General features: G+C 72.5%; 20 protein-coding genes. 1 reads left to right on the plus strand and 19 read right to left on the minus strand.

Annotated features, from left to right (window positions below; all coding sequences use genetic code 11):
• Nucleotides 1-1,137, plus strand: a 1,137-nt coding sequence (locus tag PYV61_RS02870; protein WP_275828122.1) for an ABC transporter permease, incomplete at its 5' end; no start/stop codon positions are given.
• Between the two features lie 125 nt (nucleotides 1,138-1,262).
• Here the strand turns inward: PYV61_RS02870 and PYV61_RS02875 are convergent.
• The 19 genes from PYV61_RS02875 to PYV61_RS02965 all read right to left on the minus strand — a co-directional run bounded on the left by PYV61_RS02875 (nucleotide 1,263) and on the right by PYV61_RS02965 (nucleotide 19,599).
• Nucleotides 1,263-2,657, minus strand: a complete 1,395-nt coding sequence (locus PYV61_RS02875) for a serine/threonine-protein kinase (protein ID WP_275828123.1) — start codon at nucleotides 2,655-2,657, stop codon at nucleotides 1,263-1,265.
• A 119-nt stretch (nucleotides 2,658-2,776) separates the two neighbouring features.
• The gene (locus PYV61_RS02880; RefSeq protein WP_275828125.1) at nucleotides 2,777-3,952 is read right to left on the minus strand and encodes a hypothetical protein; all 1,176 of its coding nucleotides are present in this window, start codon (nucleotides 3,950-3,952) and stop codon (nucleotides 2,777-2,779) included.
• 54 nt (nucleotides 3,953-4,006) lie between these two features.
• On the minus strand, nucleotides 4,007-5,359 hold the full coding sequence (locus PYV61_RS02885; protein ID WP_275828127.1) for a pilus assembly protein TadG-related protein: 1,353 nt from the start codon (nucleotides 5,357-5,359) through the stop codon (nucleotides 4,007-4,009).
• 213 nt (nucleotides 5,360-5,572) lie between these two features.
• Nucleotides 5,573-6,844 (minus strand): pilus assembly protein TadG-related protein, encoded by a 1,272-nt coding sequence (locus PYV61_RS02890; RefSeq protein ID WP_345785201.1) that lies wholly within the window; start codon nucleotides 6,842-6,844, stop codon nucleotides 5,573-5,575.
• Nucleotides 6,845-7,067: 223 nt separating this feature from the next.
• Nucleotides 7,068-8,420, minus strand: a complete 1,353-nt coding sequence (locus PYV61_RS02895; protein WP_275828131.1) for a pilus assembly protein TadG-related protein — start codon at nucleotides 8,418-8,420, stop codon at nucleotides 7,068-7,070.
• A gap of 42 nt (nucleotides 8,421-8,462) precedes the next feature.
• Nucleotides 8,463-9,386, minus strand: a complete 924-nt coding sequence (locus PYV61_RS02900; RefSeq protein ID WP_275828133.1) for a type II secretion system F family protein — start codon at nucleotides 9,384-9,386, stop codon at nucleotides 8,463-8,465.
• 20 nt (nucleotides 9,387-9,406) lie between these two features.
• Nucleotides 9,407-10,378, minus strand: coding sequence for a type II secretion system F family protein (locus PYV61_RS02905; RefSeq protein ID WP_275828135.1), 972 nt, complete (start codon nucleotides 10,376-10,378; stop codon nucleotides 9,407-9,409).
• A 15-nt stretch (nucleotides 10,379-10,393) separates the two neighbouring features.
• Nucleotides 10,394-11,707, minus strand: a complete 1,314-nt coding sequence (locus PYV61_RS02910) for a CpaF family protein (protein WP_345785202.1) — start codon at nucleotides 11,705-11,707, stop codon at nucleotides 10,394-10,396.
• 386 nt (nucleotides 11,708-12,093) lie between these two features.
• Nucleotides 12,094-13,287 (minus strand): hypothetical protein, encoded by a 1,194-nt coding sequence (locus PYV61_RS02915; protein ID WP_275828140.1) that lies wholly within the window; start codon nucleotides 13,285-13,287, stop codon nucleotides 12,094-12,096.
• A gap of 44 nt (nucleotides 13,288-13,331) precedes the next feature.
• Nucleotides 13,332-14,501 carry a pilus assembly protein N-terminal domain-containing protein gene (locus tag PYV61_RS02920; protein ID WP_275828142.1) on the minus strand — a complete coding sequence of 390 codons (1,170 nt, stop codon included), beginning with the start codon at nucleotides 14,499-14,501 and terminating at the stop codon, nucleotides 13,332-13,334.
• A 133-nt stretch (nucleotides 14,502-14,634) separates the two neighbouring features.
• A complete protein-coding gene (gene cpaB / locus PYV61_RS02925) occupies nucleotides 14,635-15,555 on the minus strand; it encodes a Flp pilus assembly protein CpaB (protein ID WP_275828144.1) in 921 nt (306 codons plus the stop codon).
• A 78-nt stretch (nucleotides 15,556-15,633) separates the two neighbouring features.
• Entirely contained in the window at nucleotides 15,634-16,095 is a 462-nt protein-coding gene (locus PYV61_RS02930) for a TadE/TadG family type IV pilus assembly protein (RefSeq protein ID WP_275828146.1), read from the minus strand.
• Between the two features lie 24 nt (nucleotides 16,096-16,119).
• Nucleotides 16,120-16,686, minus strand: coding sequence for an A24 family peptidase (locus tag PYV61_RS02935; RefSeq protein WP_275828148.1), 567 nt, complete (start codon nucleotides 16,684-16,686; stop codon nucleotides 16,120-16,122).
• A gap of 54 nt (nucleotides 16,687-16,740) precedes the next feature.
• On the minus strand, nucleotides 16,741-16,920 hold the full coding sequence (locus PYV61_RS02940) for a Flp family type IVb pilin (RefSeq protein WP_275828150.1): 180 nt from the start codon (nucleotides 16,918-16,920) through the stop codon (nucleotides 16,741-16,743).
• Nucleotides 16,921-16,974: 54 nt separating this feature from the next.
• On the minus strand, nucleotides 16,975-17,154 hold the full coding sequence (locus PYV61_RS02945; protein WP_275828152.1) for a Flp family type IVb pilin: 180 nt from the start codon (nucleotides 17,152-17,154) through the stop codon (nucleotides 16,975-16,977).
• A gap of 81 nt (nucleotides 17,155-17,235) precedes the next feature.
• Nucleotides 17,236-17,415, minus strand: coding sequence for a Flp family type IVb pilin (locus PYV61_RS02950; protein WP_275828154.1), 180 nt, complete (start codon nucleotides 17,413-17,415; stop codon nucleotides 17,236-17,238).
• Between the two features lie 566 nt (nucleotides 17,416-17,981).
• Nucleotides 17,982-18,509 (minus strand): DUF3618 domain-containing protein, encoded by a 528-nt coding sequence (locus PYV61_RS02955; RefSeq protein WP_275828156.1) that lies wholly within the window; start codon nucleotides 18,507-18,509, stop codon nucleotides 17,982-17,984.
• Entirely contained in the window at nucleotides 18,506-18,925 is a 420-nt protein-coding gene (locus tag PYV61_RS02960) for a phage holin family protein (protein WP_275828158.1), read from the minus strand. Before PYV61_RS02960 ends, PYV61_RS02955 begins: the two co-directional genes overlap by 4 nt.
• Before the next feature lie 23 nt (nucleotides 18,926-18,948).
• Nucleotides 18,949-19,599, minus strand: coding sequence for a hypothetical protein (locus tag PYV61_RS02965; RefSeq protein WP_275828160.1), 651 nt, complete (start codon nucleotides 19,597-19,599; stop codon nucleotides 18,949-18,951).
• Nucleotides 19,600-19,734 lie beyond the last annotated feature (135 nt).

Consider the following 19,734-nt stretch of genomic DNA (forward strand, 5'->3'; position numbering starts at 1 on the left):
GCCGCCGACAGCGCCGCGGCCCGCGCGGCCGCCGCCCGCCCGCCGGTCGTGCGCGTGGTCGCCCCGGCCGAGGTGGCGGCCGCCGAGAACGCCGCCACGCAGGAGGTGGTGCGCCGCACCCACCGCGGGGTGCTGGTCCTCGACTCGATGACGCTGGCCGGGCGCCGCGCGCGCTACGCCGGCCGCAACGCGTCGAGCATCGCCGACGTCGAGCGGCTGCGCGAGATCGTGCGCCGCGAGGCGCTGGCGCTCCGCCTGGCGCGCGAGGGGCTCTCCGCCGAGCGCGTGGGCGCCCTCACCGGCCCGCGCCTGCGCTTCGCCACCGAGCGGATCGGCGACGCGGGGCGCGGCGGCTCGGGCGTGGGGAACACGCTGGTCGCGGTGTTCGTCGCCTTCCTGCTCTACATGATGATCCTGCTCTACGGGCAGAACATCCTGCGCAGCGTGCTGGAGGAGAAGACGACGCGCGTCGCCGAGGTGGTGGTGGCGAGCGTGCGCCCCGACGTGCTCCTCGCCGGCAAGATCCTCGGCGTGGGTGCGGTCGGGATGCTGCAGCAGTTCGTCTGGCTCGGCGGCGCCGCGGCGCTCGGCTGGTACGTCATGCCGTTCTTCACCGGCGGCGTGCGCACCGGCGCGGCGGCGCAGGCCGCGGAGGCCGCCCGCGCGGCCAGCGACGCCGCCGACACGGCCGCCGCGCTCGCGATGCCCGTCGTGAGCCTCGAGGTGATCCTCGGCGCGTTCGGCTTCTTCGTGCTCGGTTACCTGCTCTACGCCGCGCTGTTCGCCGCGGCGGGGTCGATGGTCAACAGCGACCAGGAGGCGCAGCAGGCCGCCTTCCCCGTGATGCTCCCGCTCATCGTGAGCGCGGTGTTCATCCAGACCGTGATCAGCAACCCCGAGTCGACCGCCTCGCGCTTCGCCGCGTGGTTCCCCTTCTCGGCGCCGATCATCATGCCGATGCGCATGGCCATGACGTCGGTGACCGCGCTCGAGATCGTGGCGGTGCTCGCCGGCTGCGCGGCGACCGCGCTGCTGGTCACCTGGGTCGCGGCCCGGATCTACCGCGTGGGGCTGCTCGCGTACGGGAAGCGGCCGACGATGGGGGAACTCGCGCGGTGGGTCCGCGAGGCTGCGTGAGCGCCCGGTAGGGCGGGAGTCGCAACCGCGGGAGTCGAGAAAGCGGGAGTCGTGAGAGCGCACTGCGCCGTCATGACTCCCGCTCTTCTGACTCCCGCCGTCACGACTCCCGTCGTTCGAGCGCGTCAGGGCACCGGCCGGAAGTTCACGGTGATCAGCGCCCCCGACGTCACCGTGACCGTCGTCTCGGCCGGCGCGTAGCGGCGCGTCCCGTCGCGCAGGGCGACGCGGTGCTCGCCCGGGAGCAGGCGGACCATGCGCGGCACCGCGCCGCGGTCGACGCCGTCCACCACCGCGGCCGCCCCCGCCCCGCCGCCGATCGGCACCACCAGCAGTCCGCCCAGGCGCGTGCGGGCCTGGAGGAGCGCGAGGTCCGACTCGGAGACGCCCGCCGGCCCGCGGGCGGCGCTCGACGGGGCGTCGCCGAGCACGCCGACGGCCAGCGCGGCGCCGAGCGCGAGCGGGTGCACCGCCGTGGGGTCGCCGCCGGCGCGCTGCGACGCCTGCGAGGTGAAGACGTAGCCGAGGAAGAGCACGAGGAAGCAGGCGACGCCGCCGGTGGCGACGAGGATGCGCGCCGTGGGCGACAGCGACTCGGTGCCGTCGGCGGCGACGCGCGTCCAGCGCCCCGACGCGCGGGCCGCCGGGAGGACGCCCGGCGCCACGCGCTCGCCGTCGGCGACGCAGGCGTCGGCCAGCGCGTCGGCGAAGGCGTCCACGCTCTCGTAGCGGTGCGACGGGTCGACCGCCGTCGCGCGCGCGAGCACCTCGTTGACCCGCGTCGCCAGCCCCGGGCGGAGCTCGCGGTGCAGCGGGACCTCGAGCGTCTCGACGTACGTCACGCCCGAGCCGAGCTGCAGCTCGCGGCGCTCGCCGGTCAGCAGCTCGTAGGCGATGAGGGCGAGCGCGTACTGGTCCACCAGCGCGCCCCCCTCGACCGCGCCGCTGCGCGTGCGCAGCTCCGGCGGATGGTAGGTCGGCGACTTGGCCGGCAGCGGCAGCGCGACCTCGGGGTCGTCCTCGTCCTCGACGATGCGGAAGTCGGCGACCTGGCAGCACCCGACCGAGTCGAACAGCACCGCGTGCGGCGAGAGCGCGCCGTGCCAGACGCCGCGCTCGCGCGCGTGCTCGAGCGCCGAGGCGACCTCGCGCACGACGGTGAGGATAGCGGGGAGCTCGAGCCGCTCCCCCGCCGCCTGCCGGGCGGCCAGGGTGCCGGCGGCGCAGAAGCGCCAGGCGCAGTAGGCGACGTCGCCGCGCACGCCGGCGTCGACGACGGCGGCGACGTGGCGGTGCTTGAGCCGCTGGGCGACCCGCCCCTCGCGCTGGCACCGCGCGAACTCGACGTCCGCCGAGGCCGGGTCGCGGCGCGCGACCTTCAGCGCGACCGTGCGCCGCCCGTCGCGCTCGCGTGCGTGCCAGACCGTCCCGGCGCGGCCGCCGCCGAGCCGTGCGACCGGCTCGTAGGCGTCCGCCAGCTCGGGGGGGAACTCGGACGTGGACGGGAAGTCGGCGGACACGGCGGCGGGGCGTCGCGGGACGTGGGCGGTCCCGGAAGGGACCGCCGCTGGATGCCCTCACGACGACGGCGGGGCACCCGCGTCACGCGGGACCCCGCCGTGCGCCCTCCGCGGACGCCTTACTGCGCCTGGAAGGAGGCCCGGGACGTGTCCCCGGCGCTCACGCTGATGGTGGTGAGCGGCGGGACGAACACGCGGCCCTGCGCGCGCACCTCGACCACGTGCAGGCCGGACGTGACGCTCAGCAGCCCCGGAGCCGTCCCGGCGGCCTGTCCGTCGATGAACACGCTGGCGGACGGGATGCCCGTCACGTCCACGCTGACGAAGCCGCGTGGCGCGGCCGGGGCGGCGCTGGCTGCGGCGCCCGCCGCGCCTCCCCCGCCCCCCAACCCGAGCGAGCGTCCGATCGAGGCGAGGAACGACTCGCGCCGGTCCTGCCCCGGCCCGAGCGCCCCGGTGGTGCGGCCGGTGACGGAGAGCAGCACGTACGTCAGCAGCACCAGGCTCCCGACCAGCACCACGCCGTAGGTCGAGAGGATGAGGAACCGACTGGCCGGCGCCATCCCGCTGCTCTTCCACCCCTTCTGCTTCTGCGCGCGCGCGTACCGGGCCGTCGCGACCCGGTCGACGAGGTCGTCGTCGGCGCGGGTCACCGGGGGCGGGGCGCCGATCTGCGTGGCCAGCGCCTCGACGAACACCGTCGCGCTGGGGTAGCGCCACTTCGGGTCGCGCGCGATCGCGCGTCGGATGACCTCGTTGACGCCGGGTCCGAGGCCCGGGCGGAACGCGTGCTCCGGCCCGAGGCGCATGTCGTTGACGGCGTCGATGTGCGACATCCCGTCGACGTGCGTCTCGCGCCGCTCGCCGGTCAGCAGCTCATACGCGACGACGCCGAGCGCGTACTGGTCGAGCCGCGCGTCGGGCGCGTCGCCGTGGCGCTGCTCGGGGGCCAGGTAGCCCGCGCGCAGCCCGTCGATCTCACCCGGCGGCACCAGCGCCGCGCGCCCGGACGCGTCGACGAGGATCGTGCTCGGCGACACCGCCCCGTAGGCCTTCCCGCGCGCGGCGAGCGCGTCGAGGACGCCGGCGACGTCGCGCAGCATCGCCACGACGCGCGGCAGCGGCACGAGGACGTCGCGCAGCACGTGCTCGAGCTCCACCTCCGTGCCGGTCGACCGCGCCCACAGCGACGCCTCCGCCTCGTTCTCAGCGGCGCGCTCGGCGTCGGCGGTCGACGGGAGGTCGTCCGGGACGCGGGGCGGGTCGTCGGTCAGTCGGTCGGTGGGGTGCGACATGGGGACGTGACTACGGGGGGGACGGGCGGGCGCGCGACGACGCGCCCCCCAGGGTCACCGCACCAGGATGAGGCGCTGCTGGTCGCTGACGACGTCGCCCAGCTCGGTGTTCGGGCCGAGCACGGGCATCGAGATCCCCTGGATGACGCCGACGATCGTGCCCTGCGGGTAGTTCTCGAGCACCGTCCCTCCCGGGACGTTGCAACGCTCGATGTTGTTCGCCGGCGCGCCGTTCGCCGTGAAGATGCCGCGGAAGGCGCAGACCACCTTGAACTTGCCGATCTCGCGGAAGTCGGTGGCGTTGGACCCGTTGTAGATGTTGTCACCCCAGGCGACCGTCTCGAGCCGTCCCGGCGTGAGCGCCGTCGCGCTGGCATAGCAGCCGGCGTCCCAGAACCGCGTCGTGCTGACGAGCTGCGACGCCTTGTAGTGGCACGTGACCGACTGGGTGACGTTCGGCTTGTTGTTGCCCGATGGCCAATCGCTGCTCTGCGGGTTGTTCCAGTTGTTGTTCGGCTGGCACTGCTGCTCGTTCGCCCCCATCAGCGCGTTGACCGTGGAGCAGGGGATGTCGTTCGAGCCGGGGAGCGTAGCCCCGTTCACCGTGTTCACCGAGACGGTCTGCGCGGTGCAGCCGAAGACGTTCTGCCGGTACGTCGGGCTTCCCGCGTTGTTGTTGCCGCTCGGGCTCAGGAAGTTGTACGCCGAGAACATCCCGTGGTTGTACCCGAGGTTCCCGAGCGCCGCCGTCGAGTCCGGGTTGCCGCCGGCGCCGTCGTACGTCGGCGGGCGCAGGATCACGAGGCGCATCGACTCGGTGTAGGTGCCGTTCTCGATGCCGGTCGTGAGCGCGGCCATCTGCGCCTGCGTCAGGTCCGGCCGCGGCGACGTCGTCACGGCGGTGGCGCCGATGACCTGCCGCACGCGGTCGTGCAGGATCGTGTAGGGCAGCGCCCACGGCTTCACGCACGTGCCGTTGTTGATGTTCGCGATCCAGGCCGTGGCGACGCGCCCGACGGTGGGCGCGGTCATCGCGACTCCCGCGAACGTCAGCCCGGGCGTCCCGCGCGTCCTCACGCGCACCGCGTTGGCGGTGGTCCAGCTCGCGGCCGTGATGGTCTTCGCGTCCTTGTCCCAGATGACCGGCTCGACGTCCGACGGCGCCACCGTCACGGTCGCCGAGAACGCCTTGTTCGACGCCGCCGTCTGGGCGGCATAGGTCTCGGCCGTGCCCTGCACGCCGCCCGTGCCCTTGTAGAGCTGCAGCGCCCGCGCGCCCGCGAGGGCGGCGGCGTCGGCGCTCGTCTGCAGCTGATTCGCGCCCACCTGCCACCAGCCGACGTCCAGCGAGAACGCGGCGAGCAGAATGAGCGGCACTGTCAGCAGCGCGACCAGGACGAGGGTCACGCCGCGGCGTTCGGAGGATCGGCGGGGGCGACGCATGACACGAGGATGAAAGGGCGGCGGACGCGCCGTGCTGGGCCCCGGCTACGGCCGAGGCCCGCTCATCAAGTATCATGACGCCCCGCTCATCGGGCAAGCAACGGAACCGACAGGCTCGCCGACGCCCGTGGCGGGCGCCCCGCACCCCTGCGCGCCGGTGCGGCGCCCGCGCCACACTCAGCGCACGAGCACCAGCTTCTGGCTCGTGCTCGCCGTGTTCCCCAGCTCCTCGCCCGCGGCCAGCGTGTGCGTCGACCGGCGGTTCACGATCGCCACGATGGTCCCCTCCGGGTAGGCGACGTTCTGGATGTTCGGCGTCCAGGTGCCGACGTTGCCGCACCGGTCGGTGGTCGAGGAGAAGTAGCACATGATCGTGACCTCGCCGATCATCTTCACGGTGTTGGCGTTCGAGCCGTTGCCGCCGGTCGGCGCCACCCAGGTCGTCATGACCGTGACGCCCACCGTGCCGACACCGACGAGCGCCGCGGACGCGTAGCAGTTGGCGTTGGTGGTGCCGCCATTCCCACCGCCGTTGCCGTTCCCGTTGCCGCCATTCCCGTTCCCGCCGCCGTTCCCGCCGCCGTTGCCGTTCCCGCCCGGCGTGCTTCCGGTCGGGTTCCCGTTCCCGCCACTCGTGTTGCCGTTGCCGCTGCCGCTCGGCCCGTAGCACCCCTGCGCGCCCGTGTTGGCGAAGTTCTGCGTCGTGAAGTTGGGGATGTTGTTCCCCTGGGAGGGCTGGGTGCTCTCGTTCAGCTCCCCGTACAGGTTCGCGCAGTTCGTCCCCTGCACGAGGTCGCGGTACACGTTGGCAGAGGAGCTGCCGCCGAAGACCATCGGCGCCCAGAGGCCGTTGTTGGGCGTCGGCGGGACGTAGCTGTTGCCCAGCCCCGGCGGGAGGACGATGACCGTCCGCTGGAGCGGCGTGAGGTTCTCGAGCACCTCAAGGTTGCTCTGGGTCAGCGGGTCGTTCGCCGAGCCGACCATCGCCTGCAGCTGCGCGAAGGGGAAGCCGAACGGCTTCGGGCACTGCACCGAGGTCAGGTTGGCGACCCAGGCCACGCCCTTCCGGGCGATGGCCGGCCCCGACGTGCGCATGACGCCGGCGAAGATCAGGTTCGGCGTCGCCCGGGCGGTCACCTCGACGGCGTTGGCGCCCGTCCACCCACCCGTCGGGCTGAAGCTCTTCGCGTCCGGATCCCAGAACCCCGGCACGACGTCGCCGCCCGTGACCGACACCGTCTGCGCGAATGCCTTGTTGCCGGCGGCGGTCTGCGTCGCGTACGACGTTGCCGTCGTGCCCACGCCCGCCTGGCCGCGGTAGACCTGCAGCGCCCGGGCACCCGCCAGGGCGGCCGCGTCGGCCGTCGTCTGCAGCTGGTTGGCTCCGACCTGCCACCAGCCGATGTCGAGCGAGAAGGCCGCGATCCCGATGAGCGGGACCGTCAGCATGGCGACCAGAACGATGGTGGCGCCGCGGCGGGTCGACGAGCGCGAAGGAATGGAGCGCATGAGCGTTGGGAAGCGGCGTTGGCGGCCTGTACCGTCACGTCGTTCCCCAAGATCATGACAACCCGTTCAGCAAGCAAGGAAAATTATTGCAACCCCGAAAGGTCCGCTGCCTTCGGGCACTTCCAGGGCGCTTTGCGACGCCCACGGGCTGACTACTGCCCTGTCAGCGCACCAGGATCAAGCGCTGGTTCGTGCTGATGACGTTACCAAGCTCCGTCGTCTCGTTGATGGCCAGACTCGACAGACCTTCGATGGCCACGACGAGGGTTCCCCGCGGCAAGTTACTGATCTGCGCCACGGCACCGCCCGGGGAGCAGTGCTCGACCTTGGTGCCCTGCCCGGATTCGCCGGCGGCGGTGCTGAGTCCCCGGAACACACAGATCAGCTTCACCGTGCCGACCACGCGGTGGTCAACGGCGTTGGAGCCCGTCCCGATCATGTCTCCCCACGACACCCGCTGCGTGACGCCGGGCGCGGTCGCGCCGGTGCTCGCGTAGCACCCCGCGTCGCTAGTCGTCACGGTCGCGGGACCGCCGCCGACGCTCGTCGTTGCCTTGTAGTGGCACGTCACGTTCTGCGTGCCGATCGCCGTCGTCCACCCCGCGTTGTTACACGTGTTCGCGGTGCTCCCCATGAGCGCCCGCACCGTCCAGCACTCGTAGTCCGAGTTGCCCGGGAGCGTGGTCCCCTGGTCGGCAGTGACCGAGACCTGCGTGGGGTCGCACCCGTAGATGTTCGACTGGTACGACTGGTTGCCGGCGTTCCCCGAGAAGTTGTAACCCTCCCAGCGCCCGGCGTAGCTCGTGATGCCGGCGGCGCCCGCCGGAACGGCCTGAGCGGTCGTCGGGCCGCGCATGACGACCACGCGGGAGGCCTCCGAGTAGCTCCCGGTCGAGAGACGCGACAGTTGCTCCTGCGACAGGTCTGGTCGCCGGCCGTTGCCCGGGGGGGACGCCGTGCTGGCGATGCCCGTCAGAGTCGTGACCTTGTCGTAGATCACGTCGTACGGCAGCGACCACGGTCGGATGCAGTTCGTCCCGTTGATGTTCGCCACCCAGGCGATCGCGGTACGACCGATCCCCGGCGGACTGCCTCCGAAGACGCCCGAGAAGATTCGGCCCGCGTTGGCGCGCGCGGTCACGCGGACGGCGTTGGCGTCGCCCCAGTTGGTCGCGGTCGCCGTCCGAGTGGTCGGACTCCACACGACTGGCTCGATGTCGGGACTGGTCAGCGCGATGACCTGGCCGAACGCGCGGTTCACGGTCGCGACCTGCTGCGCGTAGGACTGCGCCTTGGCCTGCGCGTCGACCCCCGAGTAGACCTGGAGCCCGCGCGCCGCGGCGAGGGCGGCGGCGTCCGCGGTCGTCTGCAGCTGGTTGGCGCCCATCTGCCACCAGCCGACGTCCAGCGAGAACGCCGCGACGCCGACGAGGGGGACCAGGAGCAGCGACACCAGCACGAGCGTCGCACCTCTCCGGTCCTGGCGGCGGGCGGACCGCCGCAGGGGGCTGCGCATGGACGGACACCTCCGGCGGCCGCCGGAGGTGTCCGGAGCCGCCTACTTGAACGCCTGCGAGATGTTGATCGCGGCCGGCCCGAGGATGACGACGAACAGGGCCGGCAGCAGGAACAGGAGAAGGGGGCCCATCATCTTGAGGGACGCCTGGGCGGCCTTCTTCTCGGCGTACTGCTTGCGCTTGCGGCGCAGAGTCTCGGCGTTCACGCGCAGGACTTTAGCGATCGAGGTGCCCCACCGCTCCGACTGGATCATGCTGGCCGCGAGGCCGCGCAGCTCTTCGAGCCCCGTGCGGCTCCAGAGGCCGTTGAGCGCGGCCTCGCGCGGGATGCCCGCGTTGACCTTGCGGTTGATGACCATCATCTCCTCGGCCAGCTCCGGGTGCGTGACCGACAGGTCGCGCGCCACGCGGAGGATGGCGGCGTCGAGCGACACGCCCGCCTCGACGCAGACCACCAGCAGGTCCAGCGCGTCCGGGACGGCCTTCCGCAGCTTGTCCTGCCGCATCTGGACGAAGCGGTCGAGCACCGCGGCGGGCCCGAGCAGCCCGATCATCGCGCCGAACGTGACGTAGAGCAGGAGCGTCTTCTGCGGAGACCCGGCGGCGGCAACGAACACGGCCAGCGGCACCAGGATGCCGAAGACGACCCGCACCGCGCCGTAGACGACCGCCGCCGAGTCGCTCTCGAAGCCCGCCTGCACGAGCTTCGTGCCCGTCTGCGCGTTCGCGGTGAGCGACTCGGGGGTGCGGTCGGCCAGCCACTCGGCGAACCGCTCGCCGAACGTCTTGCTCGGGGCCGAGAGGAGCGGCGAGGGGAGCGGCGAGCCGAGCGCCGGGTTCTCCACCCGCATCAGGATCTCGCGCCGCTGCCGCCCGCCCGCCCAGGCGTACACCATGGCCGACACCGCGGCCGCGATGACGAGGACCAGCAGGATGAGCGGGAGGGAGATCGGAAGGTTCTGCACGGTGTCGCCTCGGATGTCGCTCAGATGTCGATCTTGGCGATCTTCATCAGCACGAAGTAGCCGATCACCACCGACGCGATCGCGTACGCGATGAGGAAGTGGCCGGTCGGCGTCTCGGTGAGCGGGCGCATGTAATCGGGGTTCATCACGTACACGATCAGGAACACGCCGATGGGCAGCCCGGTGAGCACCTTCGCCGACGCCTTCGGCTCGGCGGTGAGCGTGTCCACCTGACCACGGAACGCCACGCGCTCGCGCATGAGGGCCGCGATGTTGCCGAGCACCTCGCTCAGGTTGCCGCCCGTCTCGCGCTGGATGAGGAGCGCGGTGACGAACATCTTGATGTCGTACGTGCCGACGCGCTCCTGCAGGCGGAGGAGCGCGGTGCGCACCTCGACGCCGAGGCGCTGCTCGTCGTAGAAGCGGCCGAACTCGGGGCCGAGCGGCGCGGGCAGCTCGTTGCCGACGAATTCCATGGCGGCCTGCAGCGAGTAGCCCGCCTTGAGCGCGTTGACGAGCATGTCGAGCGCCTCGGGGAGCTGCTCCTCGTACTTCTTCACGCGCTGCGTGTACTGCCGCCGCACGAGGCCGACCGGCGTCAGCGCGCCGAGGACGGTACCGACGGCGACGCCCAGGGGCCCGCCCACGAAGCGGCCGCCAAGGAAGGCGCCGAGCACGGCCGCGACCAGGCACCCCAGCAGGAACTCGCTGGGATTGCGCGTCGAGCCCGCGCGCTCGAGCTCGTGCTTCGCCCACTCGGTGACCCCCTTCCCCGAGAGGAACCGCTCCAGCACCGCGACGTCGGCCACCTTCTCGTCGCGGAGGATCGACAGCGGGCGTTCGCCGAGCACGAGGCCGGTGGGCGAGCGCCCGAGCAGCTGCGCGCGCGCCGATTCCTCCGCCGCCAGCCGGCGGCGATTGAGGAAGACGAACAGGCCGACGAGGATGCCGCCGGTGCCGAGGAAGACCAGGGCGAGCGTGAGGAACAGCATGGGAGGGGCCTCGCCTTACCGCGGCGCGAACATGCTGAGCGGGAGGTCGATCCCGGCCACCTTCAGGCGATCGACGAACGACGGGCGCACGCCGGTCGGCTCGAAGTCGCCGACCACCATGCCCTCGGACGAGACGCCGCGCTTGCGGAAGCGGAAGATCTCCTGCGACGTGATGATCTCCCCCTCCATCGTCGTGACCTCGGTGATGCTGGTCAGGCGGCGCGAGCCGTCCGCCTGGCGCGACACCTGGACGATGAGGTCGACGGCGGACGAGATCTGCTCGCGCATGGCGCGGTTGGGCAGGTTCGTCCCCGCGAAGAGGATCATGGTCTCGAGGCGGCTCAGCGCGTCGCGCGGGGTGTTGGCGTGGATGGTCGCCAGCGACCCCTCGTGACCGGTGTTCATGGCCTGGAGCATGTCGAGCGCCTCGGCGCCGCGGCACTCGCCCAGGATGATGCGGTCGGGACGCATGCGCAGCGCGTTCTTCACGAGGTCGCGCGCCAGCACCTCGCCGCGCCCCTCGGAGTTCGGCGGGCGCGTCTCGAGGCGGACGACGTGCTCCTGCTGCAGCCGGAGCTCGGCGGCGTCCTCGATGGTCACCACTCGCTCGGCGTTCGGGATGAACGAGGAGAGCGCGTTGAGCAGGGTGGTCTTACCGGAGCCGGTACCGCCCGAGATGATGATGTTCAGCCGCGCGTGCACGCAGCCGGCGAGGAGGTAGAGCATCTCCTCGGTCATCGCGCCCTTCTCGACCAGCTGCTGCGCGGTGATCTCGGCGCCGAAGCGGCGGATCGAGAGCACCGGGCCGTCGAGGGCGAGCGGCGGGATGATGGCGTTGACGCGCGACCCGTCGGGGAGGCGCGCGTCGACCATCGGGCTCGACTCGTCGACGCGGCGGCCGACGCGGCTGACGATGCGGTCGATGACCGTCAGCAGGTGCGCGTTGTCGCGGAAGGTGACGTTGACGCGCGACAGCTTGCCGCGGCGCTCGACGTAGCAGTCCTTCGGGCCGTTGATCAGGATGTCGGAGATCGTCGGGTCGCGGAACAGCGGCTCGATGGGCCCGAGGCCCGTGATCTCGTAGATGATCTGCTCGATGACGTCCTCGCGCTCCTGCGCCGACAGCGGCGCCTGCTCCGCGCGGAGGAACTCCAGCACCGCCTGGCGGATCTGCTGGATGAGGACGTTCTGGTCGGTGATGCGCTCGAGCGCCGCGAGGTCGAGGCGGTCGATCAGCTTGCGGTGCAGCTCGACCTTCAGCTGCTCGACGGCGCTCAGCACGCCGCCCTCGCCGCGGCCGGCGAGGGTGGAGACGGCGGCCGTGTTCATCGTGCCGCCCTGCGTCTTGGCGGCCGACAGGCGCTGCGCCGCCATCGGGCGTACCGGCCCGGTGCCGGCGCCCGGGCGCGGGGTGCCGCCCGGGGTGATCGGCGGGAGCGCGGTGGCACCGCTGGTCGAAGCACCGGCGAGTCCCGCGCCGCGGGTGCCATTCGCACCCGCGCCGTTGGCCGACGCGCCGCTGGCAGGCGCACCGTTCGCAGGCGCACCGTTCGCAGGCGCACCGTTGGCGGTCGCGCCGATCGCCGGCGCGCCGCGGTCGCCCGGCGCGCTGCCGGGCGCCCCGGCCCCGGGCGCCCCGGGGGCGCCGGGCGCCTCGGGCGCGGGGGGCGGGGGGGTCGAGCGACCGAGCAGCCGGTCGCGAAGCGAGAGAGCCATCACTTCCTCCCGATGCCCAGGAGGCGCCCGATACGGGAGCCGCTCTGGGTCGTGGTCGCGGCGGGCGCGTCGAACGCCCCGTCGGCACCCGCGAGCTTGGCGGCGAGCGCCGCGTAGGCCTTGGCGAGTGCGGTGTTCGGATCGTGCGCCACCACCGGGAGCCCGCGCGTCAGCGCGGCCTCGGAGGCGCGGTAGTCGTTCGGCAGCCGGAAGAAGATCTCGCGGTCGAGCACCTTCGCGGCGTCGGACGGCGAGATCAGGTCGCTCGGCTGCGCGCGATTCGCGATGACGGCCACCTTCTCCTCCGGGTAGCCGAGCCGCGTGAAGAGCTGGACGGTACGCTGCGCGCTGCGGATGGCCGCCACGTTGAGCTGGGTGACGATCAGGATGCGGTCCACCGCGTCCATCACGGTCAGCGTGCGGTCGGTCGGGTGGTGCTCGCAGTCCACGACCGTGACCGCGAAGTGCGAGCGCAGCTCGTCGAGGATGCGTCCCGCCGCCAGCCCGTCGACGCTCTCGAGCGCCTCGGGACGCTCGGAGGCGGCCAACACGGCGACGCCCTGCGGCATGCGCGTGATGAACGACTCGAGCAGCGACGCGTCGAGCTGCGCCAGCTTGAGCGCGAGGTCGCCGATGTCGTAGGTCGGGCGCAGGTTGAGCAGGACTGCGACGTCGCCGCCGCTGACCACGTAGTCCGCCAGCGCCACGCGCCCGGCCCCGGCCATCGGCACGAAGGCGTAGGCCAGGTTCAGCGCGACGTTGGTTGTGCCCAGCCCGCCCTTCGCGCTGTAGACCGCGAAGGAGAGGCGCGACGAGTCCTCGGGGCGCGCCCGCTTCAGCATGCGGTCGACGGCACGCATGAGATCCTCGGCGCTCGGCGGCACGACGAGGAACTCGTGCACCCCCGCGCGCATGGAGCGGAGGATCAGGTCGGAGTCGGCCGCGGCGGCGGTCCCGAGGACGAACGTCTGCGGGAACCGCGACATCTCGCGCTCGAGGACCGCCAGGTCGGCCGCCGCGGGCCCCTGCAGTGGCACGACCAGCAGATCCACGCGCTCCTCGCGCACGCGCTCGAGCGCCTGCGCGACGGTCGGGACGTCCGTCGCCGGGCCGAAGCCCGCGCGCTGGAGGACGCCGCCGACCGTGGAGTCGGGGCCGGCGGCGCCGGCCACGATGACTGCCTTGCGTTGCATGGATCTCCCTGAGGTTCGTGCGAGTCGTGCGGGATCGTGCGGTCTTACGGGCGGCGCGCCGGGGCAGCGGGCTGCGGCGCCGGGGTGCCCGGCGTCGGCAGCCGCGGCTCGAGGGCCTCGCGCGCCGGCAGCGGCGGCGCGGGCTGCACCGCCGGCGTGTCCTGCGCGCGCGGGCGGTTCGGGTCGATGACCGTCGGCGTCACGATGACGACCAGCTCCGACTCGTTGCGCTGCCAGCGCGTGCTCGAAAACAGCGCGCCCAGGACCGGAATGTCCATGAGCAGCGGGATTCCGGTGCGGACGCGCTCCCGCTCCTCGTTGAAGAGGCCGGAGATGATGAGGCTGCGGTCGCGGCGGACGTCCACCGTGCTCTCGACGCGGCGGGTGCGCAGCGCGGGGATGCGGAAGCCGGAGAGCGTGACCGCGTTGGTGAAGTCGAGGCTCGAGACCTCGGGCCGGACCTTCAGCTTGACCAGGCTGTCGTTCAGGATCTCGGGCGAGAAGTTGAGCTTCACGCCGAACTCCCGGAACGAGATGACGATCTGCACCACGCCGCCCGGGCCGGGCTGGGCGAGCGGGACCGGGAACTCGCCGCCGGCGAGGAACGACGCCGAATCGCGGTTCGCGGCCATCAGGTTCGGCTCCGCCAGGATCCGCGCGCGCCCCTTCTGCTGCTCGGCCTCGATGAACGCGAGCAGGTCCTTGGTGCCGAAGTCGGTCAGGACCGTCAGGAAGCGCGTGGGGCTGGGGATGCTGAGCGAGCCGTCGGCGGAGAAGGGATTGTCCGAGCCGAACAGCCCCGTTCCGGCGCGGGCGTTCTCGCCGCGGTACAGCCCCGACAGCCCGGCCTGCGTGATGTTGTCGCGCCGCACCTCGGCGAGCTTCACGCTCAGCACGACCTGGGGGCGGTCGGAGGGGGTGCCGACGACCACGCGGTAGTGGCGGCGGTAGTTGTTCGCCCCGAACACCAGGACGTCGGTCTCGCCGCCGGCCTTTCCGTTGATCACCAGGTCGGTCGTGCCGACGACCACGACGTCGGCGACCTCCGGCGTCGCCACGGTGACGCGGGTGATGGCGACCGGGCTCTGGAGGGCGAGCGAGCGCCCCGCGGACAGGTCGAGGCGCTCGACGCGCACCGGCTCGCCCTGGGCGAGGAGGGCCGACGGCGCGGCGGCCGCGATCAGGCCGGCGGCGACGAGGCGGGCGACGGCCATGCGGGAGGGCGCGGCGGCCGCCGGGCGGCGCCGGACTCGGGGCGGGACGGACAAGTGCGGGGCTCCTGAGGAGGGAAGCGCCCGCGCCGCCGGAGAGGGGGCGGCGCGGGAGTCGACGCGAGGACGGGGACGATCAGGGGGTCTTGCTGCTGTCCTTCTTGACGAACTTCTGGTCCGTCTTGGTCGAGCCGCGGTAGATCTCGACGCTCACCGTGTCGGGCTTGGGCGGGGCGGGCGCGGCGACGACGGGGGCGGGGGCCGGCGCGGCCGGACGCGGGGCCGGCGCGCTGCGGCGGGGCGCGGGCGGCGGCGCGGCGCGCGGCGGCGGCGCCGGCTGATACCCCTGCAGCGACGCCAGCACGTCGTTCGCCTGGGCGCCGCGGGTGCGCGCGGAGTCGGTCTCACCGAACCCGCGGAGCACCAGCTGGATGCTCCCGGTGTTGGTCGCGACCAGCAGGCGCTCGGCCTCCTGCGGCGTCACCTCAAGCGTCGCCGTCGTCGCCTGGATGGACTGCCCGTCGGCGCCGCGCTCGATCTGGGTGCCGACCGAGAGCACGCGCATGTTCTCCATGAAGAGCTTCGCCACCTGCTGCCCGCGGGACGACTCGTCGCGCAGCGACACCAGCACGTCGACGCGCGAGTTCGGCTGGATCAGCCCCGCGATGCCGGCGACGTCGTTGATGCGGACGGCCATGGCGCGCTTGCCCGGGGTGATCTTCACCTCGAGGCCGGCGCTGCTGCCGACCGGCGCGAGGCGGCCGGGGACGATCGGCTCGCCGTTGAAGACGGCGACGCGCGTCACGCGGCCGACGAGCGAGTCGGCGGCGTCGAAGGCGCCCTCGGGGACCGTCGGCGCGGGCCACTGCTTGACCGCCAGCATCTCCGCGTCGAGGCGCGAGCCCTCGGGGAGGTCGCGCGTCGTGACGACCACGGCGCGCGTCGGGATCTGCGCCTCCTTCTTGGTCGTGTCGAGGACGCGGTACACACCGAAGGTCGCCGCGGCGGCGGTCGCGATGGCGACGAAGAAGACGAGGGTGAAGCGGCGCTCAGCCATGGGAGGATCGTCGGTGCCCGATCGCGCCGTGGTGGCGCGCCGTGGTGCGGGTCAATCAGGAAGCGGGGAGCGAACCGGTCAGTTGGCGCGCTCCCAGCGGTAGTACGCGTTTGGCTGGAACTTCAGGTTGCCGAGCCCCATGTTGGAAGCGAATGGGGTGACGGGCGAGAAGGTGAAGCCGTTCGTGATGTACACGCGGATCTGCCCGAAGGTCGCGCTCCCCGTCGTGCCGTCATACGTCGCCGTGATGTTCGCGGCCGTCAGGCTGGTGCCGAGGATGCCGTTGATGTAGCGGGCGGTGCGCGCCTTCGCCGAGTCGATCGCCAGCGCCGTCGTCGCCTCGGTGGAGCCGGCCCTCGCGCCCTCTCGCACGCCCGACGTCAGGACGTTGAGCGTCCAGAGCGCACGCCCGAAGTCGATTACGGCGAAGACGATGAGGAAGAGGACCGGGACCACCAGCGCGAATTCGACGACCGCGGCGCCGCGGTCGTCACGGCGCGCGCGAGCGATGCGCCGCAGAAAGTTCTGGGTCGGGAGCACGGGGGCCTCTCCACCTGAAGGTCGTCACGAGGCGCGCCACGAGCGCGCGGCCTGGAGCAGGAGTGCGGCGACCATGGCGACCCCGTAGGGGACGCGCGCGTCCCGCCCGGCAACGCCGGCGGCGGGACGCAGCAACTGGTCGCGGTCGCGGAACGCGGTCGCGAAGCGGAGCGAGCGGAGCCCGCCCTCGCGCGCGTAGAACAGCCAGAACACGCCCAGCGCGCCACCGATCACACCCGTCCACGCGGCCGCGTTCAGCGCGTCGAGCGGGGCGAACCAGGCGGACGCCGCGGCAAACAACTTGACGTCCCCCAGTCCCGAGCCGAGGAGCGTGTCGAGAGTCTTCCAGACGAGAAGGCCGAGGGTGACGGAGAGCAAAGCTGCCGGCCACGCCGGCGTCGCACCCGGCAGCAGGCTGGCGAACACGCCGAGCAGCAGCAAGGAGCCGGTCAGCGGATTGGGAATCCGCCGCTCGCGCACATCCGTCCACGCCGCCGTGACCAGCAGCGCCACGAACGAACAGCGCAGCGCCACCAGTAGAACGGCCGCGCTGCCCGGACCCAGGAACGACGACATCTGCTGCACCTTCACCTTCGGAAATCGCGTGTTGATGGCGGCGGGCGCCCCGCCGGACCCGACGCCCGACTAGCTGGCGCTGAGGGACTGCGCCGCGACGTTCAGCTTCGTGCTCGCGGCGGAGCCGAGCAGCGTCACCGACGCGATCACGACGAGCGCGATGAGGGCGACGAGCAGCGCGTACTCGACCATAGTCGCGCCCTCCTCCCCACGGCTTGCGCGGCGGAGCGCCGCAACGATCGATCGCATGCTCACGAGGTCCGATGTCGAAGGATTGGTGAGGGCGGCGGCGCCGCCCCTAGCTCAGGAGGCGCTGATCGACTGCGCCGCCGTATCCAGCTTCGCGCTCGCGGCCGAGCCGAGCAGCGAGACTGCGGCGATGACGACCACGGCGATCAGGGCGACGAGCAGCGCGTACTCGACCATCGTGGCGCCCTCATCACGGCGGGCGGCGCGCCGGAGCGCGGGGAAAAGCTTGTGCATGGTCCCGAGTGCTGGATGGTGATCAACGTTAGGGGGACGTGGCAGGGGGGAGCGGCAAGGCGCCCCCCCCGCCGTCCGCGATCAGGACGAGCTGATCGACTGCGCCGCCGTGTTGAGCTTCGCGCTCGCGGCCGAGCCGAGGAGCGAGACCGCCGCGATCACGACGACGGCGATGAGGGCGACGAGCAGCGCGTACTCGACCATGGTCGCGCCCTCCTCGTTGCGAACGAACTTGCGGACGGCGGTGCGGATCTTGGACATCGTGGTTCTCCGGAGGGATGAAAAGGGGGTGGGACTCGGCAGCACGTGCCGACGCTCGTCGAGACCGGGGGGATCTCGACCTGACTGACCTGGCGCCGTACCGAGCGCCGAGGCGCCGCACGACCTGGTGGAAGGCAATCGCTACGGTAGGTGATGCAGGAACGCCACGCAAGAGCGCCTGCACCATTCGTTTACGACGTCCTTCCACAGCCTGGCGCCGCCCGAGGTGAGCAAGCGCCGGACCCAGCAGTGGACCCGTGCTGCCCCCGGGTATCGGCACTGGATGACGAAAACCCAAGCGAAACGTCACATGGCCGGCCCCGCCACACACAGAAGGCGTTGTATGGCAGGGTCTTAGATGGCGATCTCGCAAACCGCCCGGGTCGGTCTGTCGGGCCCGACAGCAAGGAGAATCGCCCCAGAGGCTCCGCCTCGCGAACCGCTCAGGACGCCGCGGCGATGCCACAATGGTCGTCGCCGAGCTGCAACACCCAGGGTGAAAACGAGACGCGGGGGGCGACCGATCGGTCACCCCCCGCGCTCGATCCTGACACTTCCCAGTCGTCTCAGTCGGCGCGACTCATCGACTGGCTGCCGGCCGACGAGGGGGTCAGCCCGCCCATCGCGCCGCCCGTCCCGGCACCGTGCAGCGGTCCGTCCAGGCTCTGGTCGCGCTGCCCGAGCGCGTCGGCGGCCCGGTCGGCCGGCTGGCCGGCGGGCGGGGAGGCGAAGTGCTGCGGCGCCTGCCCCTGCCCCGCCGGGTTGCCCGCCGGCGCGCCGATGGCGGTCTTCACCTGGTCGAGCAGGGTGTCGACGTGCCCCTGCAGCGCCGCCCCGACCCCGGCCATGAGGTTGGCGACGATGTCGTCGAGCGCCGGCCCGAGCTTGCTGGTGGCGCCACGGGTGGCGGTCGCCGTTGCCGCCGCCGCCTTGACGTCGGCGCGCGAGCCGCTCAGCAGCAGCCCGGCGCCGAAGGCCAGACCGACCGCCGGCCACGGGTTGTCGCGCACCATCTGGGTGAGGTGCAGCTTCCGCTCGAGCTCGGCGAGGGTCGACGTCATCCGCTCGCGCGTGAGCTCGATGTCGCGCCTCACGTCCGCAGTTGTCTCAGCCATTCCTTGTCCTCCTTGAGGGTCGCGACGGTCTGGTCCGGAAGCAGCGCCTTGGGCGAGAGCAGGGCGAGGCCGCGGCGCATGAAGAGGAACGCCACGGCGCCGGCGATCACGGTTACGAGCAGGGCGGCGAGCCAGTAGCGGTCGCGCAGCCACTGGTCGCCGGCGAGCAGGATCAGCCCGGCGATGAGGGCGAGGGCCCCGAGCAGCGCGAGCACCGCGCCGACCGCGACCTCCGCCGTCCCCGCGCCGAGGCCGCGCATCATCTCGCGGGCCTCGGTGCGGGCCAGCCGGACCTCCTGCCGGATCAACTCCCCGCTCCCCTCGGCGAGCTCCTTGAGGAGCGAGCCGAAGCCGCGCGAGTCCGGGCCGGCTGGCAGGCGTCCGTCCGTAGGCATGGGGGCTCCCGGCAGGGTGTCGGTCAGCGGCGGTCGCCGCCGCGGATCGCCTTGCCGAGCACGTAGCCGAGCCCCACCGCGATCAGCAGCGTGCGCCCGGGGTTGGTGCGCATCTGCTCCTCGACGGTGCCACGCAGGTCGCCCGTCCGGAGGAACTCGGCGGTCTTCTGCATGACGTCGGCACCGGTCGACCGGAGCTGCTGCAGCTGCGGGTTGGTCTCGGCGGTCGCGGTGCTGCCGTTGGCGCCGGCGAACTGCATCTCACCGCCCATCCCGCCCTGCGACGGACGCAGCGAGTTGGCCCCCGCCTCGAGCTTGTCGGCGAGCGTCGCCTTGAGCTGCGTGGCCTTCTCCTTGGCCTGGCCGAGGCGCTCGCCGGCCACGTCGCGAGCCTGGCCGAGCTTCTCGGTGGCGGTGTCGCGCGCGCTGCCGAGGCGGTCGCCCATCGACGCGGCGCCGCCGCCGGCGTCGACGCGGCCGAGGTCGAGATCGCCGACGTCGCCGCCGGTCGTGCCGCCCATGCCGCCGGTGCTCGCGTTCTGCCCGAGGCCGGTGCCGGTGACGCTGATCGAGTCCGTGCCCGTGCCGAGGGCGCTCGCGCCCGTCCCGCCGGCGTTGCGGCCGGTGCCGACCGACGGGGTGCCGGCCAGCGAGTCGTTCGGATTCCGCTCCATGACTTCGTCCTCGTGTGGGTGCGCCGTGTTCGGTGACAGCGCGGCCCTTTGCGCAGAGGCTGTGCCGACGCCCCGCGAACGCACGCGCGCCCGTCCGGTTGGGCCGGACGGGCGCGCGAGACCGACGAGGCGGTC

It is taken from the genome of Roseisolibacter sp. H3M3-2 (genome assembly GCF_029211165.1).
GTDB lineage: Bacteria > Gemmatimonadota > Gemmatimonadetes > Gemmatimonadales > Gemmatimonadaceae > Roseisolibacter.

Bases quoted from the DNA above. Each gene is read 5' to 3' on its own strand.
- PYV61_RS02910 (WP_345785202.1), bottom strand. From the start codon at position 11,707: ATGAACACGGCCGCCGTCTCCACCCTCGCCGGCCGCGGCGAGGGCGGC.
- PYV61_RS02890 (WP_345785201.1), bottom strand. From the start codon at position 6,844: ATGCTGACGGTCCCGCTCATCGGGATCGCGGCCTTCTCGCTCGACATC.
- PYV61_RS02920 (WP_275828142.1), bottom strand. From the start codon at position 14,501: ATGGCCGTCGCCCGCCTCGTCGCCGCCGGCCTGATCGCGGCCGCCGCG.
- PYV61_RS02905 (WP_275828135.1), bottom strand. From the start codon at position 10,378: ATGCTGTTCCTCACGCTCGCCCTGGTCTTCCTCGGCACCGGCGGCATC.
- PYV61_RS02965 (WP_275828160.1), bottom strand. From the start codon at position 19,599: ATGGAGCGGAATCCGAACGACTCGCTGGCCGGCACCCCGTCGGTCGGC.
- PYV61_RS02960 (WP_275828158.1), bottom strand. From the start codon at position 18,925: ATGCCTACGGACGGACGCCTGCCAGCCGGCCCGGACTCGCGCGGCTTC.
- PYV61_RS02945 (WP_275828152.1), bottom strand. From the start codon at position 17,154: ATGCACAAGCTTTTCCCCGCGCTCCGGCGCGCCGCCCGCCGTGATGAG.
- PYV61_RS02950 (WP_275828154.1), bottom strand. From the start codon at position 17,415: ATGTCCAAGATCCGCACCGCCGTCCGCAAGTTCGTTCGCAACGAGGAG.
- cpaB (WP_275828144.1), bottom strand. From the start codon at position 15,555: ATGGCTGAGCGCCGCTTCACCCTCGTCTTCTTCGTCGCCATCGCGACC.
- PYV61_RS02915 (WP_275828140.1), bottom strand. From the start codon at position 13,287: ATGCAACGCAAGGCAGTCATCGTGGCCGGCGCCGCCGGCCCCGACTCC.
- PYV61_RS02895 (WP_275828131.1), bottom strand. From the start codon at position 8,420: ATGCGCAGCCCCCTGCGGCGGTCCGCCCGCCGCCAGGACCGGAGAGGT.
- PYV61_RS02880 (WP_275828125.1), bottom strand. From the start codon at position 3,952: ATGTCGCACCCCACCGACCGACTGACCGACGACCCGCCCCGCGTCCCG.
- PYV61_RS02940 (WP_275828150.1), bottom strand. From the start codon at position 16,920: ATGCGATCGATCGTTGCGGCGCTCCGCCGCGCAAGCCGTGGGGAGGAG.